The sequence below is a fragment of the Methylobacterium frigidaeris genome (genome assembly GCF_022179185.1).
Classification (GTDB): Bacteria; Pseudomonadota; Alphaproteobacteria; order Rhizobiales; family Beijerinckiaceae; genus Methylobacterium; species Methylobacterium frigidaeris.
On sequence record NZ_BPQJ01000016.1, the window covers coordinates 64,377 to 89,525 of the forward strand.

At 70.3% G+C, this 25,149-nt stretch carries 27 protein-coding genes, 1 tRNA gene and 3 pseudogenes; 22 read left to right on the plus strand and 9 right to left on the minus strand.

Annotated features, from left to right (window positions below):
* The first annotated feature begins 58 nt into the window (after nucleotides 1-58).
* Together MFF64_RS17690 and xth are read left to right on the plus strand one after the other, a co-directional pair.
* Nucleotides 59-1,000 carry an outer-membrane lipoprotein carrier protein LolA gene (locus tag MFF64_RS17690; RefSeq protein WP_238191774.1) on the plus strand — a complete coding sequence of 314 codons (942 nt, stop codon included), beginning with the start codon at nucleotides 59-61 and terminating at the stop codon, nucleotides 998-1,000.
* Nucleotides 1,001-1,028: 28 nt separating this feature from the next.
* On the plus strand, nucleotides 1,029-1,838 hold the full coding sequence (gene xth / locus MFF64_RS17695) for an exodeoxyribonuclease III (RefSeq protein WP_099900954.1): 810 nt from the start codon (nucleotides 1,029-1,031) through the stop codon (nucleotides 1,836-1,838).
* Nucleotides 1,839-2,037: 199 nt separating this feature from the next.
* Here xth and MFF64_RS17700 read toward each other — a convergent pair whose 3' ends face one another.
* Nucleotides 2,038-2,580, minus strand: coding sequence for a ferritin-like domain-containing protein (locus MFF64_RS17700; protein WP_238191777.1), 543 nt, complete (start codon nucleotides 2,578-2,580; stop codon nucleotides 2,038-2,040).
* A gap of 303 nt (nucleotides 2,581-2,883) precedes the next feature.
* Between MFF64_RS17700 and rpsO the strand changes: the two genes are divergently transcribed.
* The 6 genes from rpsO to MFF64_RS17730 all read left to right on the plus strand — a co-directional run bounded on the left by rpsO (nucleotide 2,884) and on the right by MFF64_RS17730 (nucleotide 7,506).
* Complete coding sequence (gene rpsO / locus MFF64_RS17705) at nucleotides 2,884-3,153, plus strand: 30S ribosomal protein S15 (RefSeq protein WP_099900823.1); 270 nt, start codon at nucleotides 2,884-2,886, stop codon at nucleotides 3,151-3,153.
* Between the two features lie 245 nt (nucleotides 3,154-3,398).
* A complete protein-coding gene (gene pnp / locus MFF64_RS17710) occupies nucleotides 3,399-5,570 on the plus strand; it encodes a polyribonucleotide nucleotidyltransferase (protein WP_238191779.1) in 2,172 nt (723 codons plus the stop codon).
* Nucleotides 5,571-5,737: 167 nt separating this feature from the next.
* Nucleotides 5,738-6,049: a FitA-like ribbon-helix-helix domain-containing protein gene (locus tag MFF64_RS17715; protein ID WP_099906476.1), complete on the plus strand. Its 312-nt coding sequence runs from the start codon at nucleotides 5,738-5,740 to the stop codon at nucleotides 6,047-6,049.
* Nucleotides 6,010-6,429, plus strand: coding sequence for a PIN domain-containing protein (locus MFF64_RS17720; RefSeq protein ID WP_099906466.1), 420 nt, complete (start codon nucleotides 6,010-6,012; stop codon nucleotides 6,427-6,429). Before MFF64_RS17715 ends, MFF64_RS17720 begins: the two co-directional genes overlap by 40 nt.
* A gap of 88 nt (nucleotides 6,430-6,517) precedes the next feature.
* Nucleotides 6,518-7,150, plus strand: a complete 633-nt coding sequence (locus MFF64_RS17725; protein WP_099906468.1) for a glutathione S-transferase family protein — start codon at nucleotides 6,518-6,520, stop codon at nucleotides 7,148-7,150.
* Nucleotides 7,151-7,263: 113 nt separating this feature from the next.
* On the plus strand, nucleotides 7,264-7,506 hold the full coding sequence (locus tag MFF64_RS17730) for a YgaP-like transmembrane domain (protein WP_099906470.1): 243 nt from the start codon (nucleotides 7,264-7,266) through the stop codon (nucleotides 7,504-7,506).
* Nucleotides 7,507-7,646: 140 nt separating this feature from the next.
* Here the strand turns inward: MFF64_RS17730 and MFF64_RS17735 are convergent, their stop codons facing one another.
* Nucleotides 7,647-7,919, minus strand: a complete 273-nt coding sequence (locus tag MFF64_RS17735; protein ID WP_099906472.1) for a GlsB/YeaQ/YmgE family stress response membrane protein — start codon at nucleotides 7,917-7,919, stop codon at nucleotides 7,647-7,649.
* A gap of 213 nt (nucleotides 7,920-8,132) precedes the next feature.
* Between MFF64_RS17735 and MFF64_RS17740 the strand changes: the two genes are divergently transcribed.
* The 4 genes and pseudogenes from MFF64_RS17740 to MFF64_RS17755 form a co-directional block, all read left to right on the plus strand.
* Nucleotides 8,133-8,492 carry a RidA family protein gene (locus MFF64_RS17740; protein ID WP_099906474.1) on the plus strand — a complete coding sequence of 120 codons (360 nt, stop codon included), beginning with the start codon at nucleotides 8,133-8,135 and terminating at the stop codon, nucleotides 8,490-8,492.
* A gap of 3 nt (nucleotides 8,493-8,495) precedes the next feature.
* Entirely contained in the window at nucleotides 8,496-9,611 is a 1,116-nt protein-coding gene (locus MFF64_RS17745) for a polyamine ABC transporter substrate-binding protein (RefSeq protein ID WP_238191781.1), read from the plus strand.
* A 650-nt stretch (nucleotides 9,612-10,261) separates the two neighbouring features.
* A tRNA-Pro gene (locus tag MFF64_RS17750) sits at nucleotides 10,262-10,339 on the plus strand.
* 238 nt (nucleotides 10,340-10,577) lie between these two features.
* A pseudogene (locus MFF64_RS17755) lies at nucleotides 10,578-11,247 on the plus strand (IS3 family transposase); the annotation flags it as partial.
* A gap of 79 nt (nucleotides 11,248-11,326) precedes the next feature.
* On the opposite strand, the pseudogene MFF64_RS17760 reads toward MFF64_RS17755, so the two are convergent.
* Nucleotides 11,327-11,464 (minus strand): annotated as a pseudogene (locus MFF64_RS17760) (transposase); the annotation flags it as partial.
* A gap of 201 nt (nucleotides 11,465-11,665) precedes the next feature.
* On the opposite strand from MFF64_RS17760, the gene MFF64_RS17765 reads away from it, so the two are divergent.
* The 3 genes from MFF64_RS17765 (at nucleotide 11,666) to MFF64_RS17775 (ending at nucleotide 14,446) form a co-directional block, all read left to right on the plus strand.
* A complete protein-coding gene (locus MFF64_RS17765; RefSeq protein ID WP_238191783.1) occupies nucleotides 11,666-12,559 on the plus strand; it encodes a methyltransferase domain-containing protein in 894 nt (297 codons plus the stop codon).
* Nucleotides 12,560-12,681: 122 nt separating this feature from the next.
* Complete coding sequence (locus MFF64_RS17770; protein WP_099901237.1) at nucleotides 12,682-12,945, plus strand: hypothetical protein; 264 nt, start codon at nucleotides 12,682-12,684, stop codon at nucleotides 12,943-12,945.
* Nucleotides 12,946-13,096: 151 nt separating this feature from the next.
* Nucleotides 13,097-14,446, plus strand: a complete 1,350-nt coding sequence (locus MFF64_RS17775; RefSeq protein ID WP_238191784.1) for a leucine-rich repeat-containing protein kinase family protein — start codon at nucleotides 13,097-13,099, stop codon at nucleotides 14,444-14,446.
* 120 nt (nucleotides 14,447-14,566) lie between these two features.
* Here the strand turns inward: MFF64_RS17775 and MFF64_RS17780 are convergent, their stop codons facing one another.
* The gene (locus tag MFF64_RS17780; protein WP_238191786.1) at nucleotides 14,567-15,481 is read right to left on the minus strand and encodes a manganese catalase family protein; all 915 of its coding nucleotides are present in this window, start codon (nucleotides 15,479-15,481) and stop codon (nucleotides 14,567-14,569) included.
* Nucleotides 15,482-15,723: 242 nt separating this feature from the next.
* On the opposite strand from MFF64_RS17780, the gene MFF64_RS17785 reads away from it, so the two are divergent.
* The gene (locus MFF64_RS17785; protein ID WP_099903552.1) at nucleotides 15,724-16,170 is read left to right on the plus strand and encodes a hypothetical protein; all 447 of its coding nucleotides are present in this window, start codon (nucleotides 15,724-15,726) and stop codon (nucleotides 16,168-16,170) included.
* A gap of 169 nt (nucleotides 16,171-16,339) precedes the next feature.
* On the opposite strand, the gene MFF64_RS17790 is transcribed toward MFF64_RS17785, so the two are convergent.
* Entirely contained in the window at nucleotides 16,340-17,731 is a 1,392-nt protein-coding gene (locus tag MFF64_RS17790; protein ID WP_099903554.1) for an MFS transporter, read from the minus strand.
* 204 nt (nucleotides 17,732-17,935) lie between these two features.
* Here MFF64_RS17790 and MFF64_RS17795 point away from each other — a divergent pair, with 204 nt between their 5' ends.
* Complete coding sequence (locus MFF64_RS17795; protein ID WP_238191788.1) at nucleotides 17,936-18,541, plus strand: ABC transporter ATP-binding protein; 606 nt, start codon at nucleotides 17,936-17,938, stop codon at nucleotides 18,539-18,541.
* A gap of 10 nt (nucleotides 18,542-18,551) precedes the next feature.
* The gene (locus MFF64_RS17800; RefSeq protein ID WP_099899867.1) at nucleotides 18,552-19,337 is read left to right on the plus strand and encodes an ABC transporter permease; all 786 of its coding nucleotides are present in this window, start codon (nucleotides 18,552-18,554) and stop codon (nucleotides 19,335-19,337) included.
* A gap of 21 nt (nucleotides 19,338-19,358) precedes the next feature.
* On the opposite strand, the gene MFF64_RS17805 is transcribed toward MFF64_RS17800, so the two are convergent.
* A complete protein-coding gene (locus MFF64_RS17805) occupies nucleotides 19,359-20,075 on the minus strand; it encodes a cell wall hydrolase (RefSeq protein ID WP_099899865.1) in 717 nt (238 codons plus the stop codon).
* Nucleotides 20,076-20,820: 745 nt separating this feature from the next.
* On the opposite strand from MFF64_RS17805, the gene MFF64_RS17810 reads away from it, so the two are divergent.
* Nucleotides 20,821-21,555 (plus strand): ArsR/SmtB family transcription factor, encoded by a 735-nt coding sequence (locus tag MFF64_RS17810; protein ID WP_099899863.1) that lies wholly within the window; start codon nucleotides 20,821-20,823, stop codon nucleotides 21,553-21,555.
* Nucleotides 21,556-21,558: 3 nt separating this feature from the next.
* Here the strand turns inward: MFF64_RS17810 and MFF64_RS17815 are convergent, their stop codons facing one another.
* A complete protein-coding gene (locus MFF64_RS17815; protein WP_099899861.1) occupies nucleotides 21,559-21,855 on the minus strand; it encodes a hypothetical protein in 297 nt (98 codons plus the stop codon).
* 82 nt (nucleotides 21,856-21,937) lie between these two features.
* Nucleotides 21,938-22,561: an acyl-homoserine-lactone synthase gene (locus MFF64_RS17820; RefSeq protein WP_099899858.1), complete on the minus strand. Its 624-nt coding sequence runs from the start codon at nucleotides 22,559-22,561 to the stop codon at nucleotides 21,938-21,940.
* A 217-nt stretch (nucleotides 22,562-22,778) separates the two neighbouring features.
* On the opposite strand from MFF64_RS17820, the gene MFF64_RS17825 reads away from it, so the two are divergent.
* The 3 genes from MFF64_RS17825 to MFF64_RS17835 all read left to right on the plus strand — a co-directional run bounded on the left by MFF64_RS17825 (nucleotide 22,779) and on the right by MFF64_RS17835 (nucleotide 24,126).
* Nucleotides 22,779-23,063, plus strand: coding sequence for a hypothetical protein (locus tag MFF64_RS17825; RefSeq protein ID WP_099899856.1), 285 nt, complete (start codon nucleotides 22,779-22,781; stop codon nucleotides 23,061-23,063).
* Nucleotides 23,064-23,210: 147 nt separating this feature from the next.
* Nucleotides 23,211-23,690: a nuclear transport factor 2 family protein gene (locus tag MFF64_RS17830; protein ID WP_099899854.1), complete on the plus strand. Its 480-nt coding sequence runs from the start codon at nucleotides 23,211-23,213 to the stop codon at nucleotides 23,688-23,690.
* A gap of 127 nt (nucleotides 23,691-23,817) precedes the next feature.
* Nucleotides 23,818-24,126: a phage holin family protein gene (locus MFF64_RS17835; protein WP_238191790.1), complete on the plus strand. Its 309-nt coding sequence runs from the start codon at nucleotides 23,818-23,820 to the stop codon at nucleotides 24,124-24,126.
* Between the two features lie 125 nt (nucleotides 24,127-24,251).
* On the opposite strand, the pseudogene MFF64_RS38160 reads toward MFF64_RS17835, so the two are convergent.
* Nucleotides 24,252-25,112: pseudogene (locus tag MFF64_RS38160) on the minus strand (dienelactone hydrolase family protein); the annotation flags it as partial.
* Between the last annotated feature and the right edge of the window lie 37 nt (nucleotides 25,113-25,149).

A 25,149-nucleotide genomic window follows, 5' to 3' on the forward strand; every position in this document is an offset into this window, starting at 1 on the left:
GTCGGCATGCCGGCGCGGCCCCGTCCCTCCCCGTTCGCCCACACGGAGAACCCTGCCGATGAACGGCCGTCCCCGCTCCGGCCCGCTCCGCGCGGTGTCCCTCGGCGCCGCTCTCTCGGTCGCCGCCCTCCTGAGCGCGGCGCCCGCCGAGGCACAGGTGTCGTCGTTCCTCGACGGCCTGTTCGGCCGCAAGGACCCGGCGCCCGAGGCGCAGCCGGACCTCGCCCCGGCCGTTCCGGGCCAGGCTCCGGCGACCGGTCAGGCCCCCGGCTCCTCCGCCAAGGCGCCGTTGCCGCCGCGCCGGCCGGCTTCCCTCGGCGGGGCTAAGAATGCCGCGCCCGAGCCGGTCGAGACCGCCGCGGTGCCCGCCGCCGCGCCGGCCCAGCAGGTCGCCGCCGTCACCACGCCCTCGGCGGTCGACCCTGCCAATCCGGCCGCGGTGATCGAGCGCGCCAACGCCTATTTCAACGGCGTCACGACGCTGACCGGCAACTTCGTCCAGATCGGCGCCGACGGGCGCAAGATCGGCGGCAAGCTCACCCTCGCCAAGCCCGGCCGCCTGCGCTTCGACTACGATCAGCCCTCCTCCCTCGAGGTGATCGCCGACGGCACCTCGGTGGCGGTGCGCGACCGCAAGCTGGCAACCCAGGACCTCTACTTCATCTCGCAGACGCCGCTGAAATTCCTGCTGCGCGACAAGATCGACCTCGCCCGCGACCTCACCGTCACCGACGTCGCGGCCGAACCCGGCGGCATCCGCATCGTGCTCGACGACCGCTCGACGCTGGGGGGCACCTCGCGCATCGCGCTCTACTTCGACGACGCGATGAAGACCTTGAGCCAATGGCGGATCACCGACCCGCAGGGCTACCAGACCACCGTGCTGCTCTCCAACCTCCAGCGCGGCCGCGCCGTCGACGGCATGCTGTTCGTCATCAATTACGGCCGGGCGGTCGACAAGGAGCTCGAGGCCAAGATGCAGCAGGCCCGCCCCAACTGATCCACTCCCGCCTTCGAGATCTCGACCGTTGCGCCTCACCGTCAGCACCTGGAACATCAACTCGGTCCGCCTGCGCATCGACCTCGTGCGCCGCTTCCTCGACGAGGCGAAGCCCGACGTGCTCTGCTTGCAGGAGACCAAGTGCCCGGACGACCGCTTCCCGCTCAAGGAGCTGCAGGGCTTCGGCTACCCGCACGTCGTGTTCGCCGGGCAGAAGGGCTATAACGGCGTCGCGATCCTCTCGCGCCTGCCGCTGGTCACCCGCGAGGTGATGAGCTTCTGCGAGCGCCAGGACGCGCGCCACATCTCGGCGGTGCTCGGGCCCGAGGCCGGGCGTGCGGCCGGCATCGCCATCCACGACTTCTACGTGCCCGCCGGCGGCGACGTGCCGGACGCCAAGCTCAACGACAAGTTCGCCCACAAGCTCTCCTTCATGGACGAGCTGCGCGCCTGGGGCGGCCGGCGCCCGTCCGGCCCGGCGATCCTCGTCGGCGACCTCAACGTGGCGCCGCTGGAGCACGACGTCTGGTCGCACAAGCAGCTCCTCGACGTGGTCAGCCACACTCCGATCGAGACCGAGCGTCTGGAGACCCTGCGCGGCGAGGCCGGCTGGATCGACACGATGCGCCACCTGCGCCCGCCGCCGGAGAAGATCTACACTTGGTGGAGCTACCGCTCCCCCGACTGGGCCGCCGCCGACAAGGGCCGGCGCCTCGATCACATCTGGGTCACCCCGGACCTCGCCGGAACCGTGAAGTCGGTGACGGTGGCCCGGCATACGCGGGCGTGGGAGAAGCCGTCGGATCATGTGCCGGTGACGGTGGAGCTGGAGCTTTAGGATCGAAGCGCGATCGGCTTGGGCAGCCAGATCTTCGTCCAGCCTCGTCGAAAAACCATTGCTGAGCTGCCGCGCCGACCACGACCTCGCTGCGCCGGTTCGCGGACGCGACAGGGGGGGGCGCCTCCGAATCGAGTTCGCCTTCGGACCTGAAGGCCGGAGAGGCGGAACGCCGCGCGCCGCCCCTCCTCACCCGTGCTTACCGATCCGCCTTCTCGCCCCTCAACTCCCGGGCGACGAACCCCTTCGTCACCGGCACGATCTGCTTGAACACCGCCTCGGCCATGCGCTCCTCCTCCCGAAGCGAGAGGCGCAGGGTCTCGACGTCGCGGCCGTGCCCGGCCTCCTCGGCGAGCGCGATCAACGACGTGTAGGCAGCGATCTCGTAGGTCTCGACCGAGTAGTCGGTATAAAGGTTCTTCAGCACCTCGTCGCCCGTCACGCTGTGGACCAGAGCCGCGACGTTGCCCACCGTCTGGGTCACCACGTCCTTCAGCAGCGAGCGGTCCTCGCCGTGGCCGTGCAGCAGGTCGGCGAGGCGGGTGACCTGCTGGTCGGTCTCGCTCTTGTGCAGCCGCAGCGCTTGGGTCAGTTCGGGATAGTTCTCGTAGCGCTCGATCTGGCGCTGGATCATCTGTGCCGCCTGCTTCTCCAGGGCGTGGGTGTTGCGCAGGGCGGTGACGTAGATCGACTGCACGGTGTCATTGGTAGCCGTGCCAGTCCGGTCCGCGGTCGCGGTCATCGTGAACCTCTCGTGGGGCAGCGAATGGCGGACAAACTACTCGGGAGTACCCCGGGTTCGACCTCGGCCGTTCGCCGCCGGCCGGCGCGGGCGTGACGAAACCGCGCGCGGGGTAACCGGCCGATGGGGAGTGGCGGGGCCCGGCGGATTCGTGTAGAGGTGCGTCACCCTCGCCCTCACACGGCGAGGTTTTTCGCCTTGGCAGACCGCGCTGGACGACATCCCGGCCCGGCCGAGCCCCGTGCGGAAGGCGGCCCTCGAGGTCGCGCATCCAAGAACCCGTACCACCTGAAAGGACACGCGATGTCGATCACGGCGGAGCGCAAGACCGCGCTCATCAAGGAACATGCCCGCGGCGGAGCCGACACCGGCTCGCCGGAGGTGCAGGTCGCGATCCTCACCGAGCGGATCCAGAACCTCACCGGGCACTTCAAGACCCACACCAAGGACAACCACTCGCGCCGCGGCCTGCTCAAGCTGGTGTCGCAGCGCCGGTCGCTCCTCGACTACCTGAAGCGCAAGGACGAGGCGCGCTACCGCGCCCTCATCGAGCGCCTTGGTATCCGCCGCTAAGGCGGGTCTCACGCGGTTCGGGCACCGGTCCGGGCCGCGTTTTTGCAGGTGAGACGCCCTTCGACAGCGAAGGGGTGCTCACCCGTCCCGGGTGGGCCGGAATGGGTCCGGCCGCCCCACTCTCCGGGACCCGCGAGGAACGCGGGCCGCGACCGCCAGGGCAGGATCGCCGGTGGCTCGTCAACGAGCCCCTCGCCGTCTTGCGCTGGCGCCGCCCTCCCGGACCGCAGGAAGGCATGACGAACATGTTCGACGTTCAACGCGAAGAGCTGCTGTGGGGCGGGCGCAAGCTCGTGCTCGAGACCGGCAAGGTCGCCCGCCAGGCCGACGGCGCCGTGGTCGCCACCTACGGCGAGACCTCGGTGCTCGCCACCGTGGTGTCGATGAAGGAGCCGAAGCCCGGCATCGATTTCCTGCCGCTCACGGTGAACTACCAGGAGCGCACCTACGCCGCCGGTCGCATCCCGGGCGGGTACTTCAAGCGCGAGGGCCGTCCCTCCGAGAAGGAGACCCTGGTCTCCCGCCTGATCGACCGGCCGATCCGCCCCCTCTTCGTCGAGGGCTGGCGCAACGACACCCAGGTCGTCGTCACGGTGCTCTCGCACGACCTCGAGACCGATCCCGACGTGCTCGCCATGGTAGCGGCCTCTGCGGCGCTCACCCTCTCGGGCGTTCCGTTCATGGGTCCGATCGGTGCGGCCCGCGTCGGCTATGTCGGCGGCCAGTACAAGCTCAACCCGCCCATCCAGGAGATGGAGGGCTCGACCCTCGACCTCGTCGTCGCCGGCACCCAGGACGCCGTGCTGATGGTCGAGTCCGAGGCCAAGGAACTGCCCGAGGACGTGATGCTCGGGGCCGTGATGTTCGGCCACAAGCACTTCCAGCCGGTCATCGAGGCGATCATCCGCCTCGCCGAGAAGGCCGCCAAGGAGCCGCGCAACTTCCAGCCCGCGGACAATTCCGAGGTCGAGAAGGCCGTGCTCGAGGTCGGCGAGGCCGAGCTGCGCGAGGCCTACAAGAAGACGGTCAAGCAGGAGCGCTACGCCGCCGTCGACGCCGTGAAGGCGAAGGTGATGGCCGCGCTCGCCCCGGCCGAGGGCGAGGCCCGCTTCGAGGCCGAGAAGATCAAGGCCGCCTTCAAGGAGGCCCAGTCGAAGGTGGTCCGCTGGAACATCCTCGACACCGGCTCGCGCATCGATGGCCGCGACGTGAAGACCGTGCGCCCGATCCTCTCCGAGGTCGGCGTTCTGCCCCGCACCCACGGCTCGGCCCTGTTCACCCGCGGCGAGACCCAGGCGCTGGTGGTGGCGACGCTCGGCACCGGCGACGACGAGCAGTTCATCGACGCGCTCGAGGGCACCTACAAGGAGACGTTCCTCCTTCACTACAACTTCCCGCCCTATTCGGTGGGCGAGACCGGCCGCATGGGCTCCCCCGGCCGCCGCGAGATCGGCCACGGCAAGCTCGCCTGGCGCGCCGTGCACCCGATGCTGCCCCCGGCCCACGAGTTCCCCTACACGATCCGCGTCGTGTCGGAGATCACCGAGTCGAACGGCTCGTCCTCGATGGCCTCGGTCTGCGGCGCCTCGCTGTCGCTGATGGATGCCGGCGTGCCCTTGCGCCGTCCGGTGGCCGGCATCGCCATGGGCCTCATCCTTGAGGGTGAGCGCTACGCGGTGCTGTCCGACATCCTCGGCGACGAGGACCATCTCGGCGACATGGACTTCAAGGTGGCCGGCACGGAGGAGGGCATCACCTCGCTCCAGATGGACATCAAGATCGCCGGCATCACCGAGGAGATCATGCGGGTGGCCCTCGCCCAGGCGAAGGACGGCCGCGCCCACATCCTCGCCGAGATGGCGAAGGCCCTGACCGCCGCCCGTCCCGAGCTCGGCGAGCACGCGCCGCGCATCGAGACGATGCAGATCCCGACCGACAAGATCCGGGAAGTGATCGGCACCGGCGGCAAGGTCATCCGCGAGATCGTCGAGAAGACCGGCGCCAAGATCGACATCCAGGATACCGGCATCATCAAGATCGCCTCGTCGGACGGCAAGGCGATCAAGGCGGCCTATAACTGGATCCGCTCGATCGTGGCGGAGGCCGAGCCCGGCATGATCTACGAGGGCACGGTCGTGAAGACGATGGAGTTCGGCGCCTTCGTCAACTTCTTCGGCGCCAAGGACGGCCTCGTCCACATCTCCGAGCTCGCCGCCCAGCGCGTCGCCAAGGTCACCGACGTGGTGAAGGAAGGCGACAAGGTGAAGGTGAAGTTCCTCGGCCAGGACGAGCGCGGCAAGATCCGCCTCTCGATGAAGGTCGTCGACCAGCAGACTGGCGAGGACATCACCGAGAAGCTGAAGGCCCAGCGCGACGCCGACCGCACCCGCGAGAAGCAGTCCCGCGCCGGCGAGTGATCGGCTGACTACATCGGCGGGAGCCCGGACGGGTCCCCGCCGCCTTGAAGAGGAAAGCGCGGTCCTTCGGGGCCGCGCTTTTTTCGTGCGGGAGCGTCCGCGCGCATCGGCGGATCGGGATGGCGAGCGTCGGTGGCGGATCGTGCGATTTGCTGTCATTCTCCTCGATGCTCGGAAGGTACGTCGTCACGCCCGCCGTCACCATCCGCAACCTCCCCGATGAGGCTCATCGCGCTCTGAAGGTCCGTGCCGCCCAGCACGGGCGCGGCACGGAAGCCGAGATGCGCGACATCCTTGAGGCGGCGGGGCGCCAGACGCATCGCGTCAATCCCGGCACGTTGCTGTCCGCCATCGGCCGCGGGGCGGGCCTGACGGAAGCGGACATGGAGCCATTCGACCGTCTCCGGGACGGGACCTCAACCGGGCCGATGGGTTTCGAGTGCTCCCGCTCGACACTCACGTCTTATCCGAGCCGTTGAGGCCGGCCTCCGATCCGTGCGTGCTCGCCTGGATCGACGCCCAGGCGATCGAGACCCTCTACCTGCCGCCCATCACCGTGGCCGAACTCCGGTTCGGCATCGCCGCCATGCCGCCGGACAAGCGGTGCGATCCGCTCCGCCGCCTGGAGGCGGAGGTGCTGCCTCTGTTCCAGGACCGCGTCCTCGCTTTCGACCTGGAGGCCGCGCAGGCTATGCCGGTCTCATGGCGCGGAGCGAGGGAGGCCGGCCGCGGCGTCGCCATGGCGGATGGCTGCGTCGCCGCGACGGCCGCGTCGCGCGGCTTGATGGTCGCCACCCGCGACACGAGCCCTTTCGAAGCCGCCGGGTTGCGCACGCTCGATCCGTGGGCACCCCCGTGATGGCCGTCCGCCGCCTTCCCGCCCGTCCCCACCTCTGCTTCAAGGTCTATCGCGGGCTTCGCTGATTCGCCCGCCGGAGAGGCAGCGCATGAGCGACGATCTCGTCTTCTACACCCATCCGATGTCTCGCGGCCGCATCGTCCGCTGGATGCTGGAGGAGGTCGGAGCGCCCTATCGCACCGAGATCGTCGGCTACGGCCCGACGATGAAGCAAGCGGCCTACCGGGCCATCAATCCGCTCGCCAAGGTGCCGGCCTTGACCCATCGCGGCATCACCGTGACCGAGACGGCGGCGATCTGCGCCTACCTGGCCGATGCCTTTCCCGAAGTCGGCCTCGCCCCTGCGCCCGACAGTCCGGAGCGCGGCGCCTATTACCGCTGGCTGTTCTTCGCAGCCGGGCCGGTCGAGGCAGCGGTGACCAACAAGGCGCTCGGCGTCGAGGTATCGGAGGAGCGCCGCCGCATGGTCGGGTACGGCAGCATGGCGGAGGTGCTCGACGCGCTCGAAGGCGCGGTCTCGGGCCGCGACTACCTCGCTGGCGGACGCTTCACGGCCGCTGACCTCTATCTCGGCGCGCACCTGATGTGGGGGATGCAGTTCGGCGGCATCGAGCGGCGCCCGGCCTACGAGGCCTACGTCGCCCGCCTCGCCGACCGCCCGGCGGCCGTGCGTGCCCGGGAGATCGACGACCGGCTGATCGCCGAGACGCCGCATGGCTGAGAAGAGGCGTTGCAGGGCTGAGGGCCGCCTCCGTCAGGGAACGTCCGGTCTCCGGCCGCGTTCGCACCGCGACGCAGCGGAATTCTTCCGCGACCGATCCTGACGGAGATCCCATGGCCAGCGACCTCATCCACGACGTGTTCAGCGGCGAGCGCAACCTGACCACCAAGGAGCGGGCCATCTCGGTGGTGCTCGGCCTCGGGCTGGCCGCCGCGGCCGCGCAGCCTCGGCCGAACAAGTTCCTGAGCCTCGCGGCCCTGGTGGCCGGCTCGCTCCTGGCGATCCGCGGCGCCACCGGCCATTGCGCCGCCAAGTCGCTGATGAACAGCGGCTCCCACGAGCCGGCACGAATCTGACGAAGCCTCGGGGCGCCCACGGCGCCCCGTTCTCGATGGAAGAGATCGACGCAATGAAAAAGCCCGCGCCGGTATCCTGGCGCGGGCTTCGTCCTGCTGTGGGGAAGAACCGGCGGGATCCCGCCGGTTTTCCGAATCCCTCAGAGGGCCGTGGAGCGGCGGCGGCCCTGGATGAAGCCGAAGATCGCCAGAACGATCACCGCGCCGATCACAGAGGCGATCAGGCCTGCACCCTCGTTCGGTGGGTACCAGCCGGTGACCTGGCCCAGGAACGTCGCCACGAAGGCGCCGACGATTCCGAGCAGGGTGGTCATGATGAAGCCGCTCGGCTCGTTGGCCGAGCCGGGCATGATGAACTTGGCGATGACACCGGCGACGAAGCCGATGATGATGGTCCACAGGATCGCAAGCATGAGGGCTGCCCTTCGGCTCCGCTTAACTGAAGAGCAAACGCACGGGCGGCGTCGTGGTTGCGCCGGGACGTGCGTGCCGTCGCCCGGACCTTTGCCGACAGATCCTGGCCAAGGTTCCTCGGAGGGCCCTTTACGCCGGCACGGGTTCGGCGGCACAAGGCGCCTGAGCGCCATTCCAGAGCCCTCCCGCTCAGAGCCCTCGAGGAGTTCCCGATGACCATCACGCGTTTCGAGACCGGCACCCGGATGAGCCAGGCGGTGGTGCATAACGGCACCGTCTACCTGGCCGGCCAGGTTGCGGACCAAGTCTCGAACAATGAGGGCGTCGAGGCGCAGACCAAGGACATCCTGGGCCAGATCGACGCGTTGCTTGCGACGGTCGGCAGCGACAAGACCCGGCTGCTCTCGGCCACGATCTACCTCACCGACATGTCGACCTTCGCCGAGATGAACCGGGCCTGGGACGGCTGGGTGGCGGCTGGCCACGCCCCGGCCCGGGCGACCGTGGAGGCGAAGCTCGCCGGTCCGCAATACCGGGTCGAGATCTCGGTCATCGCCGCGACCGGAGCCTGACGGATGAATCCGCTCCGGCGCCGTTTCCTGGGGGCAGCGGCCTGCCTCCTCGCCCTCGTGGCGGGGCCTTCCGGCCCCGCAGCCGCCGCGCCGGAGCGGGTCGTCAACATCTACAACTGGTCGGACTATATCGACCCCAAGATGCTCGACGCCTTCACGCGCGAGACGGGCATCAAGGTTGTCTACGACACCTACGACACCAACGAGATCGTCGAGACCAAGCTGCTCGCCGGCCGCTCGGGCTACGACATCGTGGTGCCGACGGGTCCCTTCCTGCAGCGCCTGATCAAGGCCGGAGCGTTCCAGCCCCTCGACAAGGCCAAGCTGCCGAACCTCAAACATGCTTGGCCGGAGGTGACGGCGCGGCTCGCGGCCTACGACCCGGGCAACGTCTACGCCGTCGACTACATGTGGGGTACCACCGGCATCGGGGTGAACACCGCGCTGGTGCGCGAGCGCCTCGGCCCCAATCAGCCGCTCAACACCTGGGACATCGTCCTGCGCCCCGAGCTGGTGACGAAGCTCAAGGATTGCGGCGTCACGATGCTGGATTCGCCGGACGACATCGTCCCGAGCGTGCTCCAGGCGCTCGGCCTGAAACCCGATTCGCGCCGGATCGACGATCTCGACAGGGCGGGCGACGCGCTGTTCCGCATCCGCGGCGCGGTGCAGAAGTTCCATTCCTCCGAGTACATCAACCAGCTCGCCAACGGCGATGTCTGCCTCTCTGTCGGTTATTCGGGCGACGTGCTGCAGGCGCGCCGGCGCGCCCGCGAGGCCAAGAACGACGTCGACATCGCCTATTACATCCCGCAGCAGGGCGCTCTGATGTGGTTCGACGCCTTCGCGATCCCGAAGGACGCGCCGCACGCGGCGGAGGCCCACGCCTTCATCGACTTCATGATGCGGCCCGAGGTGGCGGCGGCCAACACCAACTTCGTCTCCTATGCCAGCGGCAACCTGGCGGCCAAGGCCCTGGTGCGCCCCGAGATCCTGTCCGATCCCGGCATCTACCCGGACGAGGCTACCTTCCGCCGGCTGTTCACCAACACCGCCTATGACGACCGCACCCAGCGCGTGGTGACCCGGCTCTGGACCCGCGTGCGCACCGGGCGCTGAGGCTGCCCAAGGCCACGCATAGCACTCAGTGCTTGCAGTGGTTCGATCGGGCTAGCCGTCATTCTACAGCGTCGGCCTGCACCGGTGAGCGCGGCCGCACGCTTTCTCCGCCGAGGGCCCAAGTCTCTTGCCCCAAGTCTCTTGTCCGACGAGTGTCGACGCCCCGGAGCCTGGGGGCCGACCGGCCGGTCCGGCCTGACGCGCCACGCCCCTGCCCTGCGGCTTCCGAACATCACCGGCGAGCGATTGTTGACTGTGATCCTCGTGGCCGGCACCATCTCTACCCCGCGCCTATCTTATGTGCATGAACAGCCCAAAGGTCGATGCGCTCGCCGTATCTCCGGTGCGTCTCGGTCCATTCGTTGGGGCGGAGGCCAGGACAGGGAGGGGCGCTGGTGTAAGGCTGTAGAGGCCGTGAAACCATTTGAGGGTGGTGCTGGGAGTGTCGACGCGATGCTTGTCTGTAGGCGCTCGGCAATTCTCGCGCGCGGCTCCTTCCCCTGGAACAGGTCCTGGCCATCGCGTGGGACTTCCGTGGGACTGCCGGCAGTGAAGGCCGCTCCTGTTCGCCGTTCGTTGCGCCAATCGCGAAAAAAGGGGGTTGCGCGGCCAGGGGCGAAAAGCTAGATCGCTCATGCCCTTCGGGGCGTCGGAGCGTAGCGCAGCCCGGTTAGCGCACTAGTCTGGGGGACTAGGGGTCGGAGGTTCGAATCCTCTCGCTCCGACCATTCAAAATCAAGCACTTAGGCTTGTTTCTTGAGGGGGATGAACCCTCGGGTTGCAAAATGGTTTGTAAGATCCGGCGCCTCGACAGGGGCGCTTTTTGCTTTTGGCCTCATGACTCTCTTTGAGGTGGGATTCGTCGCGATCTCCGGCATGGTGCAGCCGGCTTCCGCCAGCATCGTTACCGCCGTTCCGCGCAGGTCGTGGACGTGCCGCTTGATCCTTGCCGGGCATCAGAGGTGATACGGCCCGCCTCGGGTGCATGCGGCGCTGCGCGCGGAAGGCTGCACAGCCAGTCGCGGACGGATGGAGCGCCCGATGCGTCGCCATGGCATCCGGGCCTTGGCGGGGCGTCGGTTCCGGCCATGCACGACCGACAGCCGATACGACCTGCCATCGTCTCCAAACTCCTCAAGCGGCTCGTCTCGGCTGCCCCGTCCAGCCAAGTCTGGCTGGCGGACACGACTTACCTTCCCACGGCAGAGGGGTGGACCTGCCTCGCTGCCGTCCTTGATCTTGCCACCTGCAAGAGCGTCGGTTGGTCGATGCGCGACCACATGCGGACTGTGAGCTGACGTCGGCTGCCCTGATGATGGCCACTCGACCGCAGCGACCGGCCATCTGTCACTTGGATCGTGTTAGCCAGTACGAGGTGGATGCTTGCCGCAGACAACTCGCCGATATGCGGGCGACGCCCTCCATGAGCCGCACTGGCTGCTGCGACGATAATGAACTAATGGAAAGCTTCTTCCACTCCCTCAGAGTCGAACTCGTCCACCAGCGACGATGGGCGAACCGGGATGAGGCCCGGCGCGACCTGTTCGCCGACATCGAAGGCTATTGTACTCGACAGCGCGTCCCCTCGACTCTCGGCTCCATCACGGCTGAGCAGGCCGATCGGAACGCAAGCTAACCCTGTGTCGGCAAAATGGGGGAGGATCATCTCCTGCGACCTCGCCAAAGCAGTCGGCCGAGGGCCAGAGATGGGTTTACTGGTAGACGGCGGCCCATTGCGGCAGGTCGCGGGGCATGTAGGGCCACGGGGCGCCTGTCTTGACGATGGAGTGCGGGCCGTTGACCATTTGGCGCAACGCATGGTCGCGCTGGCCCGAGGCCTCACGCAGCAGCGCTCATTCCTCATCGGCCATGTCGGACTCGGCGATGTCGGACGGGTCGGCGACGCAATCGGCGCTCACGTTATGTCATAGAGTCATAACACGCTTAGGCTGAGCGGGCGCGCCCGTCGGGCGTGTTCGCCGCTCGCGCCGGGGACGAGGCGGAGCGCTTCGCTCGGCTCGCAGCGGGAAGTTTTCCGTGCGACAAGACGGGTCATGAGACCCGGCCTCCTCTCTCTCGACGCCTTCCTGACCCGCCGCGCCGCCGACCGGCGGCTGGCGCGGCTGACCCACGACATGCCGCTGCCGGAAGCGCGCGGGCTGGAATTCGGGCCCGGGGACAACCCCACCCCACTGCCCGTGGGCGTGCAGGTCGCCACCGTCGATCACGCCCTCGACGCGGGCGCCGGGCTGCCCGGCGCGGCGCCGATCGACCATGCCTGGGCGGGATCGGGGCCCCTCGCCCCGATCGTCGGCCCGGACCCCTTCGACGTCGCTATCGCCGCGCAGGTGGCGCAGTACGTCCCCAACCTGCTCGGCTGGCTGCGCGGCATCCACGGGGTGCTGCGCCCGGGCGGCGTGCTCAACCTGTCGCTGCCGGACAAGCGCTTCATGTTCGACGCCGCGCGGCCCGCGAGCACCTTGGCCGAACTCGTCGAGGCCGATCTTCTCGGTCTGACGCGGCCCAGCCCGCGCCAGCTCTTCGCCCATGCGAGCGAGGCGCGGGCGGTCGCGCCGGCGCAGATCTGGGCCGGCGAGGATCCGGTGGCGGCGCCGCGCCTCTCCGGCGAGGCGGCCCTGGCGCATGCCTACGCGGAGGCCTCCGCGGCGCTCGCCGCCGGGTCTTACGTACCGTGCCATTGTTGGGTGTTCACCCCGGAGGGATTCCTGGACTTGGTGGCGGGAGCGACGCGGCTCGGGCTGTTCCCGTTCGTGCTGAACCGGGTCGGTGCGACGGAGGTGGGCGGATTCGAATTCTACGTCTCGATGCGGCGCGACGCGGAGGAGGAGCCCGAGACCCTGCACCGGCTGCAGGAGGGGGCGATCGACCATCTCGGCCGCGTCTTAGCGCAGCAGCGCCGGACCGCGACGCTGCTGGCCGGACGCTGACGCTGCGCGTGGCGCCGGCGCCCGGCCTGGCGCGGAAAGGCCGCGCCCCAGGCATCGGAACCTCGGCCTGTCGCCATTGGTTCCGAGACATCCTGCCTTTCAACGCCATCAGGAGGCCTCTCATGCGCGCTCTCACGGTCCGGGTGTCCATCGCGGCGGCCCTCGTTTTCGGAACGGCCGGCACGGCACTCGCCCGCAACAGCGATTCCGGCAGCGGGCTCTCGCCCTACGCGGCGCTGAACGGCAACGATCGCTCGGCCGGCATCAACAACGGTAACTACCGGAAGCCGCGCTACGACCCCTACCTGCGCACCTATGGCCGCCCGCCGGCCGGCTACGGCTACCGGCCGGCGCCGCCGCCCGCCTATTACGGCTACCCGTACTGAGGCGGTCGGTCCTGAGGCTGTCTTGCGCACGGCCCCTTGATCCGGTCACGCTTTCCGGCGACCACTGCCCGGCGGACCTGACGCGCTGCCGGGACACGACGATGCCGACACCCTTCTGCGCTTCGGGCTTGCGCGCCCCGGGTCCGCGGGCATGAGCCTGCCGCCCGCGACCCTCGTGCGACTCGAGGCGCTGCGCCGGGGCGACCTCGCCGGAGCCCGGGAGCTTAGGCTTCCCGGCGGGCCGGAGGGGCGCCTGACCGAGGTGCCGCCCGAGATCCTCGGCCTTGCCGACACGCTCGAACTCCTCGATCTCGGCCAGAACGATCTGACCACGCTGCCCGCCGATCTCGGCCGGCTGCGCCGGCTGCGGGTGCTGTTCTGCTCCGGCAACCGCTTCGTGCGGCTGCCGCCGGTCCTCGGCGACTGCGCCGCCCTGAGCCAAGTGGGGTTTCGTGGCTCCGGCATCGCCGAGGTGCCGGCCGAATCCTTGGCTCCGGCCCTGCGCTGGCTCACCCTCACCGACAACCGCATCGCGGCCCTGCCCGAGGCATTGGGCGCCCGGCCGCGCTTGCAGAAGCTGATGCTGGCCGGCAATCGCCTGCGGGCCCTGCCGGAGAGCTTAGGGGGAGCGCGGAACCTCGAACTCCTGCGCATCGCCGCCAACGCATTCGAGGCGCTGCCTGCCTGCCTGACCGCCCTGCCGCGCCTGGCCTGGCTGTCCTGGGCCGGCAACCCGTTCGAGGATCGTGCGGCGCCGTCCCCTCCCGCGGCGCCTCCCGTCGCGTGGCGCGATCTCGCGCTCGGCCCGCTCCTCGGCGAGGGTGCCTCCGGACGGGTGATGCGGGCGGCGTGGCGGCCGGACGGAACCGATGAGGCGCAGCCCGTCGCCCTCAAGCTGTTCAAGGGCGCGATGACCAGCGACGGCCTGCCCGAGCGCGAGATGGCGGCCTGCCTGGCGGCGGGCGCGCATCCGCACCTCACCGGCGGCCTCGGCCGCCTCGCCGACCATCCGGACGGTGCGCACGGGCTGCTGATGCCGCTCCTGCCGGAGGGCTGGCGGGTGCTCGCCGGGCCTCCGAGCCTGGAGAGCTGCAGCCGCGACGTCTACGACCCGGATCTCCGCCTGACGCCCACGGCCGCCTTGCGCCTCGCCCGCGGGGTGGCGTCGGGCGCCGCCCACCTGCATGCCAGGGGCTTCGGCCACGGCGACCTCTACGGTCACAACGTCCTGTGGGATGGGACTCGCGGCGAGGCGGTGCTGAGCGATCTCGGTGCGGCCTCCGCTCTGCCACCGGGCCGCGAGGGCGCGTTCCTGCGGCGGCTCGACGTACGGGCGTTCGGGCTGCTCCTCGAGGAACTGCGGGCGGTTGCTCCCCTCGCTCACCCGGCCCTCGACGCCCTGGCGCAGGCCTGCGCCGGGCCCGACCCGGCGGCGCGACCGGAAATGGCCGAGGTGCTGGGCGCCCTCGACGACATCCTCAAGGAATCGGGGCCGGCCTGACCGGCCCCGATCGAGAGCACGGCCCGATCATGGTGCAACCGGGTTGTGCTCTCGATCGTCAGCGTTGCCGCAGTGTCGTCGACGAACCGGCATCGACTGCGTCGGACAAGGCTCCTGGTCTCAACGGCTCTTCTTGTAGAGCTTGCTCGCGATCTCGAAGATCTCCTCGGGCTTGTAGTTCGGCGCGAAGGCGCCGTAATTGCCGTCGAGCTCCGGAATCTTGCCACCCTCGGGGGCGCCGTCGACCACTTCGAGGTTGCCTGGCGGATCGCCCGGCAGCGCGACCTCGTCGTTCGACCACACGCCGGCCGCCTCCGGGTAGTCCGGCGAGTTGAAGCGGTAGAGCCGACGGTGGCTGCCCTCCTGCAGGTATTTCTGGCATTCCGGGATGCGGTCGAGGTTGATGTTGGGTGTCGGCAGCATCTGCTCGATTGCCACGCCCGTGAGCTTCTTCAGCGCCAGCGCGTAGGCGTGGGCATGCACCGAGCCCCGCACCAGCAGGTAGCCGCAGACCTCGCGCCCGGTCGGATCCTTCAGGGTTTCGTAGACCCTGAGCTTGTGGATGCGCGCGCCGCATTCGAGGTGGAAGTTGTGCAGCAGGTCGATGATGATGTTTCCGGTCGTGGTGACCATGTCCATGTTCCACGACGCGGCGTTCGAGTTCATCGGCATCGCGCCGCCGCCGTTGCTGAGGAAGCTTCCGGCCAGCCGAACGTCCTGCATGTCGTGGAATGGGGCCTTCGACACGTCGACATCAGGCGTCGGGTCGCCGGGGCCGTTGTTGAGCATCGCCACACCGGTCGAGACCAGCTCGACATGGCCGAGCTCCTCCATGAAGATGCTCGAGACCAGGCTGTAGAACGGCCGGAGCTTGGACTTGTCGCGAAAATTGAAGCTCTGGAACATGTAGTTGCCGAGCGTCGACATCTCGCCGTACTTGCCGCCGAGCAGCTCCTGCAGGGCGGCGGCGGCATTCGGGTCGGGCCTCTTGGGCTGCGGCAGCTCGGCCTGCAGGCGGTCGATCCTCATGAACATGGCACGGCACCTTCTCGCTCGGGGATAGTCCCCGGGAGCATCGATTTGATCCATGTTAGGTTCCGCCGCACCGCGCCGGACGGGCGCATCGGTCGCAGGGGTGGTCGCACGGAGTGACGCGTCCACGCTGCAGGGATTTGGCGATTGTGGGCGGTGGTGCGAGGACCCTTGACCGCGGCGCGCCGGCAGGCACCCCTTGGGGAATCGCCGCCCGAATCCCGGACGCCCAGAAACCGGACCCTATGGCCACCCCGATCGATACCGGAACCATCCTGAGCCTGCTGCGCCGCGCGACCGAAACGGTGCGCGCCTCCACCGCCCGCGCTGCCGCGGCCGAAGCCCGCGCCGACCGGCTCAGCCGCGAGGTCGGCGCCCTGCTCGGCCGGGTCGAGTCGGCTCTGCAGGCTGCAGCGGAGGAAGCGACCGAGGCCAGACAGGCGGCGGCCGAGGCCGAGGCCCGGGCCGGCGCGGCCGAGGCCAGGCTGTCCGCCGAACGGGCCCGGCTGCGCCGGCTGGAGGAGCGGCTGGCCGAGGTGATGGCCGACACCCGCGCGGCCCGGGACGCCGCCACGGCGGCGCAAGCCGGACGCGAGGCGGCGGAGCTGCGCCTCACCCGCATCCGCGCGGCGCTCATCGACGAGGCAGCGGTGCCGCCGACCGAGGCGGAGCGGCCCGCGGCCCTGCACTGACGGCGTCTCATACCCTCGCGCCTTCGCATCGCCGCGTCGATGCGAAGGCGAGCGGCGCATCAGCGCCGGCGCCCGTTCGGGCTTGCCTGGCGCCTTCGAACGCGTCCGTTCGAAGGCGCGGCGGTATCACCTGTGCGGGGGGGCGACGCCGTCCGGCCCCGACACCCCCTCACCCCGCCTTCGACAACGGATCCGCGATACTCTCCAGCGACTTGCCCTCCGCATCGACCCCCAGCCGCCACTCCGTCACTGCCGCGAGCACCAGGAGCAGGGCCGCCCCCGCATAGCCCCCGGCCAAGGCCCAGTGCTGGCCGGATTCGATCAGGTGGGTGAAGAGCCAGGGCGCCATCACGCCGCCGGCGCCGGTGCCGAGCGCGTAGAACACCGCGATGGCGAGGGCCCGGGTCTCGAGCGGAAAGATCTCGCTCGCCGTGAGGTAGGCGGAACTCGCGGCCGCCGAGGCAACGAAGAAGATCGCGATCCAGGCGAAGGTCTGGGTCCAGGCGGTGAACAGGTCGAGGCCGAACACCACCGCCGTGCCCATCAGCAGCACCCCGCTTAAGCCGAAGGTGCCGGCGATCATCCGGCGCCGGCCGATCGTGTCGAAGAAGTGGCCGAGAAGCAGGGGGCCGAGGAAGTTGCCGATGGCGAGGGGCACCAGGAAGACGCCGGCCCGGTTCTCCGGCACGCCGTAGAACTTCGCCAGCACCAGCCCGTAGGTGAAGAACACCGCGTTGAACAGGAAGGCCTGGGCGATCATCAGCACCAGAGCCAGGATGCTGCGGCCGCGGTGCTTGTGCACCATCGAGGCGAAGATCTCGCCGAAGCCGAAGCTCTTCTTGGGGTGTACCTCGAGGATGCCTTCCGCCTTCGGCAGGGTCTTCCCGGTTTCGGCCTCGATCGTGCGCTCGATCTCCGCTACCGTGCGCTCGGCCTCCGCCTCGCGGCCGTGGGTGACGAGCCAGCGCGGGCTCTCGGGCACGTAGCGGCGCAGGAACAGGATGAACAGGCCGAGCACGCCGCCGATGCCGAAGCCGAGGCGCCAGCCGAAATCCGGGTCGAGGAGGTTGGGGTCGAGGAGGAGCAGCGAGGCCCCCGCCCCCGCCGCGGCGCCGATCCAGAAGCTGCCGTTGACGATGAGGTCGACCCGACCGCGATACTTGGCGGGGATCAGCTCGTCGATGGCGGAATTGATCGCCGCGTACTCGCCGCCGATGCCGAGCCCGGTGACGAGGCGAAACAGCGCGAAGCTCCAGAAATCCCAGGCGAGCGCGCTAGCGATGACGCCGCCGACATAGATCATCAGCGTGGCATAGAAGACGAGGCGGCGCCCGAACCGGTCGGTGAGCCAGCCGAAGACCAGGGCGCCGACCACCGCGCCGACGACGTAGAACGAGGCTGAGGCGCCGATCTGCTGGAGGGTGAGGCCGAGCGCCCGCTGATCCTGCAGCACCGGGCCGATCGCCCCGACGATGGTGACCTCGAGCCCGTCGAGCACCCAGGTGATGCCGAGCGCGATGACCAGCAGCAGGTGGAAGCGGCTCCAGGGCAGCCGGTCCATCCGGGCCGGCACGTCGGTGCGCACCACACCCGTCCCGGCGCTCCGCGCCGTTCCCGCTCCTGCCGCCAAATTTCCCGCAGCCAAGTCTCCTGCAGCCACGTTCCATCCTCCCGAATCATCCGTGGCCAACTCAAACCGCAGCGGAGCCGTTGCGTTCCGCGCGCGCCTCCCGCACATCAAGCAGGACCTGCCGCCGCGCCGCCCATGCTCCGCATCGAGTCCCTCCGCCGCGACCGTTTCGGGCCCTTCGACTTCGGGCCCTTCGACCTGGCGCTCGCGCCGGGCGAGGCCTGCGCGGTCACGGGGCCTTCGGGGGCGGGCAAGAGCGTGCTGCTGCGCATGATCGCCGATCTCGACCCGTCCGAGGGCCGGGTCAGCCTCGACGGGATCGACCGGGAGGCGATGCCGGCGCCGCTCTGGCGCAGGCAGGTGACCTATCTCGCCGCCGAGCCCGGCTGGTGGGCCGAGACCGTGGCCGAGCACTTTTCCGCCGACGCGCCCGCCCGCCTCGATCCCGAGCGCATGGCCCTGCTCCTGCCGCCGGAGGTTTTCGGCTGGCCGGTGGCGCGGCTCTCCACCGGCGAGCGCCAGCGCCTCGCCCTGCTGCGGGCGCTGGCCGGCGGGCCGCGGGTGCTGCTCCTCGACGAGCCGACCGCCTCCCTCGACCCCGACAGCGTGCGGGGCGCCGAGGCGGTGATCGAGGCCCGCCGCGCCGCCGGGCTGAGCGTCGTCCTCGTCTCCCACGATCCCGCCCAGGTGACGCGCCTGACCACCCGCCGGCTCGCGGTGGCGGGCGGGCGCCCCCTCTGATCCGATCCGCATGATTCCTTCGCCCGGGCCTCTCGATCTCGCCCTCGGGGCGGGCTTCGTCCTCGTCAATGCCGGCCTGTCGGCGGCCCTCGGTCTCGGTCTCGCCCGAACGATCCTGGTCGCGGCCTGCCGGCTGGTGGCGCAGCTCACCCTGGTCGGGCTGGTGTTGCGCACGGTGTTCGGCCTCGGGGCGCCGGGGCCCGTGGTCGGGGTGGTCGCCGTGATGGCGCTCGCCGCCGCCTACGAGATCGGCGCCCGGCAGGAGCGGCCCCTCCGGGGTCCGTGGCGCTACGCGCTCGGCGGCGCCGTGGGCGCGGGGGCGACGGTCGTCGCCGTCGCGGTCGGCCTCGCGTCCTTACGCCCGCATCCCTGGTGGGACCCGCACGCGCTGATCCCCCTCGCCGGGATCGTGCTGGGTTCGGTGATGAGCGGGATCGCGATCGGGCTCAACGGCTTCACCGGAGCCGTGCGGCGCGAGCGGGCGGGCATCGAGGCGCGCCTGGCGCTCGGCGCCACGAGGAACGAGGCGCTGGCACCGCTGGTCCGCAGCGCGGTCCGGGCCGGGCTGATCCCGGTGCTCAACCAGATGGCGGCGGCGGGGCTGATCACGCTCCCGGGGATGATGACCGGCCAGATCCTCGCCGGGCAGGACCCGCAAGGGGCGGCCGCGTCGCAGATCCTGATCCTGTTCCTGCTCGCGGGGGCGAGCGGCCTCGGGGTGACGGGGGCGGTCCTCGCCGCGTCGCGCCGGCTCACCGATGCGCGTCACCGCCTGCGGCTCGACCGGCTGGCGTGACGGCAGGCTTCTGCCGGTGGATCAGCCCGGGCTGCGGCCGGTCTCGGCGGCGGCGACGCGGCAGATGTTGCGGGCAGGGCCGAGCTCGGCGAGCGGGGTCTGCTGGGTGTTGCGCGCGACCCGGACCGGGCGCGAGGTCCAGCGGGCGCTGCCGGCCGAGCCGGACTGGGCTTGAGCGAGCTGGGTCGCGGCGGCCGGGGCCCGGTGCGCCGTCGTGCCCTCGCGGTCGTACCACGGGCGCTTCTCGTAGAAGGCGTTACCGCCGGCCAGCGCTACGTAGTGCATGTTGCGGTAGGAGAAGGTGTAGCCGGCGGTATGGAAGAACATCGCGCCGCCGACCTTCTCGTGGCGCTCGCCGGCCAGGATCGCGTCGGCGATCTGCTCGGCCTTCTCGCGCTCACGATCACGCATCGGCTTGTGCAGCACGCCGGTGGCGAACTGGCGCTTCTGGCCGACGACGCCGCAGATCGAGTTCGGGTAGGCCGGCGCCTCGAGCCGGTTCATCACCACGGTGCCAACCGCGAGCAGGCCCTCCTCGCTCGAGCGGTTGGACTCGAAGTACATCGCGCGGGCGAGGCAGTCCCGGTCGGCGCTGGTGACGGCGGCGAGCTGCTTGCGGTCCGGAAGGCTTCCCGTCGTGTCGACCCCGGCCGGCATCAGGCTGCAGGCGCCGAGATGCGGCGCCGTGGCGAGAACCGCGAGGGCGGCGGTGATGGGGAAAGTCCGGTTCCGCGTCATGCAGGCCCCTCTCGTTGCATTGGCCGGGCACGGCCGGAATGGCCGCGCTCGAGGTCAAGCTTGGGGCGGAATGTGGCGAAGGCGGGGCGTGGATACGGTTCGTAAACCAATCCTCGCGCCGGGCAGTCAGATACAAGCGATCTGATGCAAACGGGAAACACCGCCGGCTCACGATCGGAGCGTCGCCCCACAGGCCCCGGAACGGCGGCGCGATCACGGCATGATCATGACCAGTCGAGGGCAGCGCGGCTGTGCGGAGACGATGCCGCGGGCCCGGTTTCGTCCCGGCTCCGGCAATCCTGCGGCAGTCTCGCCGGTCTTGGCCCCCCGTTCGGATCGGCCGATGACAGGGGCACGAAGTCGAGGCCGGCCGGCGAGACCTCGCGCCGCAGGCCCATGTCGCGCAGCAACCGGTCGTCGAGCCAGGTCAACCTCGTGCGGTCGCGGCGCTGACGCAGGTGTCGTGACAGGGCGCCCTCCCCGGGCGGGCCACTCCCGGGGGCGCCTGGGCGGCAGAGGACGAGGAGGCGGCGAATCAGTGGCAGCATGGCGAGCGCTTCCCATTGGGACGGGACGATCCTCGCTCAGCCCCCGGCCGCCGTGATTCGGTTCCGGCCGAAGCGTCCCGCAGCAGGCTTCGGCCGGGGCCCGGCGACCCAACCCATGCTTCGGCCATCGCCGAAGCGTCCGGCCTCTCCATGCCCTACAAGGGAGATCCGGGAGGAGCCTGCCCAAGGAGCTTGCCATGGTGACCGTCGCCGCCTTCGCCCGCACCGCCGCCCTGGTGGGCGATCCGGCCCGTGCCGGCATGCTGACGGTGCTGATGGACGGCCGCGCGCTCACAGCGGCGGAACTCGCCCGCGCCGCCGGCGTCACGCCGCAGACCGCGAGCGGCCACCTCGCGAAGCTCGCGGAGGCCGGCCTCCTCACGGTCGCGCGCCAGGGCCGCCACCGCTATCACCGCCTCGCCTCCCCAGCGGTGGCCCGGATGCTGGAGGGCGTGATGGCGGTCGCCTCGATGCCGGACGCCGCCCGGCCGGCCGCAACCCGGGCTCCATCGATCCGCTCTCCTGGCCCCCGGGACGCCGCCCTGCGCGAGGCCCGGACCTGCTACGATCACCTCGCCGGCCGCCTCGCCGTCGCGATGGCGGATTCCCTCGTGGCGCGCGGCGCGGTCGAACTCGGGGAGGATGGCGGTGCCCTCACGCCGGCGGGCGAGGTCTTCCTGCGCGGCCTCGGGGTCGATCTCGATGCGGCGTCCGGTCGGCGGGTGTTCTGCCGCCCCTGCCTCGACTGGAGCGAGCGCCGGCCCCACATCGCCGGTGCTCTCGGGGCGGCCCTGCTGGCGACCTGCCTCGACCGGGGCTGGCTGCGCCGGAGCGAGGGCAGCCGGGCCGTCGCGGTGACCCCCGGCGGGCGCCTCGCCCTGGGCCGGGCCTTCGGCTACCGGCAGGCCTGCGCCTGCGGCGACGCGGCGTGACCGTCACGCCGCCGGCAGGGGCTCGTCCGCGGTCGCGGGGGCCGTCCGCAGCGTCAGGGGAACGTTGCCGCGGCCGGTGCGGCGGCGCTCCGTCGCCTCCTGCATGAGGGTGTGCGCGTACTCCGTCAGGGTGTGGCCGAGATCGGCCAGGGTGTCGGCGGTGGTCTCCTGGACGTTGGTGGCGTGGCAGGCCACGTCCACCAGACCCTCCATCATGTCGACGATCTCGCTCAGCGCCCGGACCAGGGGTGGCAGGATATCGGCCATTTCGTCGATCGTCGGCGGGGTGCGGCTGGTCATGATCTCTCTCGCTGCCTCTCGTGTTGGTTCTTCATGTTGGTTCTTGGCGGTGTTCTTGGCGGTGTTCTCGGGGGCCGCCCTCTCAGGCCATCAGGTAGGTCGGCGAGGTCGGGGCCAGGACGGAGGCCTGGGTGCCCCGGATCTCCTGCAGCTTGCGCAGGGTGCGGGCGTCGAAGCGGGCCTCCACCGCGATGATCCGCTCGCCGTCGATCTCGGCCGGCACGCCTAGCGGCACGGCCCGGAAATGCAGCTGGAGGACGTGGAGCAGGTAGAGGATCGGCATCTGGGCGAGGAAGCAGGTCACCCCGTTCTCCAGGCCCCACTCGACGATGCCGGTCATCACCTCGAGGGTGACCGGGTGGTTCTTGCCGCGGGTGCGGTGGCTCGGCGCCACCGCCTGGCGGGTCCATTCCCAGATCTGCGGGCCGGCCGGCCGGTCGCCCTCGCACAGCTCCGGCAGCACGTCGGAGAGCAGGTGCGGCCGGGTCGTCGGCAGGAGCCGGCTGTAGCCGATCACCTGGCCGTTCTCGATCGCCAGGAAATGGGCCGCGTGGGCGGTGTCGAACTGGTCGATCTCGCGCCCGTCCGGGCGGCGCAGGGCATTCCACCCCTTCTCCTCGACGAAGACGCGGTGGCGCAGGCGCCAGACCTCCTCCATCTCGGCGGCGTAGCGATCCTGGTTGGCGGCGGTGACGACGTGGATCATGGGGACAGGCTCCTTGTCTCGGACCCTTTCTCCATGCTCTGACGGCGCAGCCGTACTGGGGAATTTCCTAGGAGCCCTGTCCTGGGTGGGCCGCAGGGCGACGCGCGGGGCGCGATCCAGGCCGGCTCGCCGTCCTTGTGGGCAACGCAATCCTCCACGTCGCGAACCGGAAGGCCAGGCTTGGAGTTGACCCTCCGGAATGAGCCGGAGAGGTCGAATGTCGATGCCGTTGACCCGCACCGTCGCCTTGGCGGCGGTCATCGTGCTTCTGTCGCCCGTCGGGCGGGCGAGTGCGCAAGGAACCGAGCGCCAGCGCCTGGCCTGCATGACGGACGCGATGACGCTGTGCGCGAGCGACGTGCCCAACACGCGGCGCATCGAGGCCTGCCTGCGCCGGAACTATGCCAGCGTCAGCCCGCCCTGCCAGGGGGAGCTCGACTCGGCCCGTGCCGCCGCTGGCGGCCCCACCGCCACCGGGGGGATCGTTCCTTACCATCGCTGACCATGCCAGCCCCCGCCCTTCACGAATGATTCCCGCTCTCTCCTTCGTGTCGTCCCGGTGGCGAGGGCCCGGCCTCCGGGCTAAACTCGGGCGGCGCGGCGCCGGCGGGATCAACCCGACGGCGACCGCGTGAACGGGAGGACGCTCATGGTGGAGACGGAGAACTGCTCGCGGCGGGTCCTGTTGGCGGGCATGACGGTGGGTCTGGCGATGCCGGTGCTGGCGGCTGGATCGGTGACGGCGCACGCCGCGGACGAGAGCGAGGCGGTGGCCCGCCAGCTTGAGGCCCTGCGGGTCGCGATCGTGGAGGGCGACGCCAAGGCACTCGACGCCCTCACTCATCCGCAGATGAGCTACGGCCATTCGAGCGGCCGCAAGATCGAGACCAAGCCCCAGTTCATCGCCAGCCTCGCCGGCAAGACCAACTACAAGTCGCTGACCTTCTCCGAGCAGTGGATCCAGGTCGTCGGCGACAACGCCCTGGTCCGCCACGTCTGGGATGGCGCCGACATCCTGCCCAACGGCGAGACCGGCCGCTCCTACATCGCGGTGATGCAGGTCTGGCTCAAGGACGGGGGCCCATGGCGGCTGCTCGCCCGCCAGAGCTGCCCACTCAAGCCGGCCTGATCGCCGGAGGGGCCGGGACGGCTGGCGGGATACTCGGAACGACGGCCAAGCTCGGGCGTTTCCGCTCGCCTCACCGATGCCCGGTGGCGGCGAAGCGGGAGCGTGGGTGGTGCGGTCGGACCGGCAGGTGAGCACGATCAGGTTGGTCGCCGAGGCCGTCCGCCTCGCCAGCAGCCTGGCCGTCAAGGAGATCACGCTGTTCTCCGACGAGGTCGACCGGATCGTTCGGGTCGTCTCGGGTTGGACTCTGTGGGGCGGCGCGATCCTGCTCCTCGCCTGCGTCAGCGGCTTCCTGCTGCTGATGGCCCTGGTGAAGGGCCTCGGGGCGCTGATCGGCTCGGAGGCGGTCGCCGCGGTGGTCGGGGCGGCGCCCTTCGCCGTCGCGGCCGCCCTGCTGACGCTGTGGGGCCTGCGGAAGATGGACCTGCGGCGGTAGATTTCAGCGGGTGAGATAGGCCGGGACGCGCACCAGTGCGTCGGTCCGCGCCGCTCGCGGACCAGCCGGTCGGAGGCATCGAAATCGTGCACTGCGCCGGGATAGACCGTGATTTCGACCGGCTCGCCCCGTCCCCTTGCCGCCTCGGCCAGGGCGCGGCAGGGCGCGGCGCCGGTCCAGTCATCGGCGCCGCCGACCAGGATGAGCAGCGGCATGCGGTTGCGCCAGCCCTGCTCCAGGGTGGCGCGGCAGCAGCCCGGATAGAACGCGACGGCGCGGGCAAAGGCGTAATCCGCGGTCCGGCGCGGATCGCCGCCAGTACCGTCGAGCCGCCGTTGGACCAGCCGAGCAGCGAGACCGCCTTCGTCTGCACGTCGGGACGGCTGACCAGACAGGCCTGCGCGGCTTCGGTATCCGCGATGCGCTCGCCGCCGGGCCGCGCGGCGGGAGACCCGGCATTGCGGCCCGAGGCTGCGGGAGCCGAAGCTGTCGGGAAACAGCACCACGAAGCCCTGCGCGGACAAGCGCTCGCCCCAATCGGCGTGGCGCTCGGCGAGCGAGCCGGCCCGCTCGAACAGGCCGCCGCAGCCGCGCAGCGCGACGATGGCGGGGAACGGTCCCTGGCCGGCGGGCCGAGAGAGCTGCCCTTGCAGCGCGATTCCGTCCGGACCCGGAACCGTGACGGCAGCGGGCTCCGCCCACGCGGCGGTCGTCAGGAGAGCCGGAAGCGCCGCGGCGCCGATGGGCCGTGCACCGCGTCGAACCCCGACCATCCGTCCTCCGAGGATGCGCGTGCGACCAAGGTCATGCGCGCCGAGCATGGCGGTCGCGCGACGCGGGACGATTGCTTTGTGCGATGCAGCATGAGACAACGACTTCGCACCGCAGCGATGGCGTCGCGACGGTGCAGCCCTCTTTGGGCGTTTCCTCCCTAGACTTCGGGCCGCCTCGCAAGGGCGGCCTTTTTTCTGTGCGGTCAGGGTCATACCGGGCCGAACCGCGCCCGACAAGCACAATCGTGCA

Coding starts and splice junctions, on each gene's coding strand:
- MFF64_RS17690 (WP_238191774.1), top strand. CDS start 59: ATGAACGGCCGTCCCCGCTCCGGCCCGCTCCGCGCGGTGTCCCTCGGC.
- MFF64_RS17700 (WP_238191777.1), bottom strand. CDS start 2,580: ATGACCGCGACCGCGGACCGGACTGGCACGGCTACCAATGACACCGTG.
- rpsO (WP_099900823.1), top strand. CDS start 2,884: ATGTCGATCACGGCGGAGCGCAAGACCGCGCTCATCAAGGAACATGCC.
- pnp (WP_238191779.1), top strand. CDS start 3,399: ATGTTCGACGTTCAACGCGAAGAGCTGCTGTGGGGCGGGCGCAAGCTC.
- MFF64_RS17715 (WP_099906476.1), top strand. CDS start 5,738: ATGCTCGGAAGGTACGTCGTCACGCCCGCCGTCACCATCCGCAACCTC.
- MFF64_RS17725 (WP_099906468.1), top strand. CDS start 6,518: ATGAGCGACGATCTCGTCTTCTACACCCATCCGATGTCTCGCGGCCGC.
- MFF64_RS17730 (WP_099906470.1), top strand. CDS start 7,264: ATGGCCAGCGACCTCATCCACGACGTGTTCAGCGGCGAGCGCAACCTG.
- MFF64_RS17735 (WP_099906472.1), bottom strand. CDS start 7,919: ATGCTTGCGATCCTGTGGACCATCATCATCGGCTTCGTCGCCGGTGTC.
- MFF64_RS17740 (WP_099906474.1), top strand. CDS start 8,133: ATGACCATCACGCGTTTCGAGACCGGCACCCGGATGAGCCAGGCGGTG.
- MFF64_RS17745 (WP_238191781.1), top strand. CDS start 8,496: ATGAATCCGCTCCGGCGCCGTTTCCTGGGGGCAGCGGCCTGCCTCCTC.
- MFF64_RS17765 (WP_238191783.1), top strand. CDS start 11,666: ATGAGACCCGGCCTCCTCTCTCTCGACGCCTTCCTGACCCGCCGCGCC.
- MFF64_RS17770 (WP_099901237.1), top strand. CDS start 12,682: ATGCGCGCTCTCACGGTCCGGGTGTCCATCGCGGCGGCCCTCGTTTTC.
- MFF64_RS17775 (WP_238191784.1), top strand. CDS start 13,097: ATGAGCCTGCCGCCCGCGACCCTCGTGCGACTCGAGGCGCTGCGCCGG.
- MFF64_RS17780 (WP_238191786.1), bottom strand. CDS start 15,481: ATGTTCATGAGGATCGACCGCCTGCAGGCCGAGCTGCCGCAGCCCAAG.
- MFF64_RS17785 (WP_099903552.1), top strand. CDS start 15,724: ATGGCCACCCCGATCGATACCGGAACCATCCTGAGCCTGCTGCGCCGC.
- MFF64_RS17790 (WP_099903554.1), bottom strand. CDS start 17,731: ATGGACCGGCTGCCCTGGAGCCGCTTCCACCTGCTGCTGGTCATCGCG.
- MFF64_RS17795 (WP_238191788.1), top strand. CDS start 17,936: ATGCTCCGCATCGAGTCCCTCCGCCGCGACCGTTTCGGGCCCTTCGAC.
- MFF64_RS17800 (WP_099899867.1), top strand. CDS start 18,552: ATGATTCCTTCGCCCGGGCCTCTCGATCTCGCCCTCGGGGCGGGCTTC.
- MFF64_RS17805 (WP_099899865.1), bottom strand. CDS start 20,075: ATGACGCGGAACCGGACTTTCCCCATCACCGCCGCCCTCGCGGTTCTC.
- MFF64_RS17810 (WP_099899863.1), top strand. CDS start 20,821: ATGGTGACCGTCGCCGCCTTCGCCCGCACCGCCGCCCTGGTGGGCGAT.
- MFF64_RS17815 (WP_099899861.1), bottom strand. CDS start 21,855: ATGACCAGCCGCACCCCGCCGACGATCGACGAAATGGCCGATATCCTG.
- MFF64_RS17820 (WP_099899858.1), bottom strand. CDS start 22,561: ATGATCCACGTCGTCACCGCCGCCAACCAGGATCGCTACGCCGCCGAG.
- MFF64_RS17825 (WP_099899856.1), top strand. CDS start 22,779: ATGTCGATGCCGTTGACCCGCACCGTCGCCTTGGCGGCGGTCATCGTG.
- MFF64_RS17830 (WP_099899854.1), top strand. CDS start 23,211: ATGGTGGAGACGGAGAACTGCTCGCGGCGGGTCCTGTTGGCGGGCATG.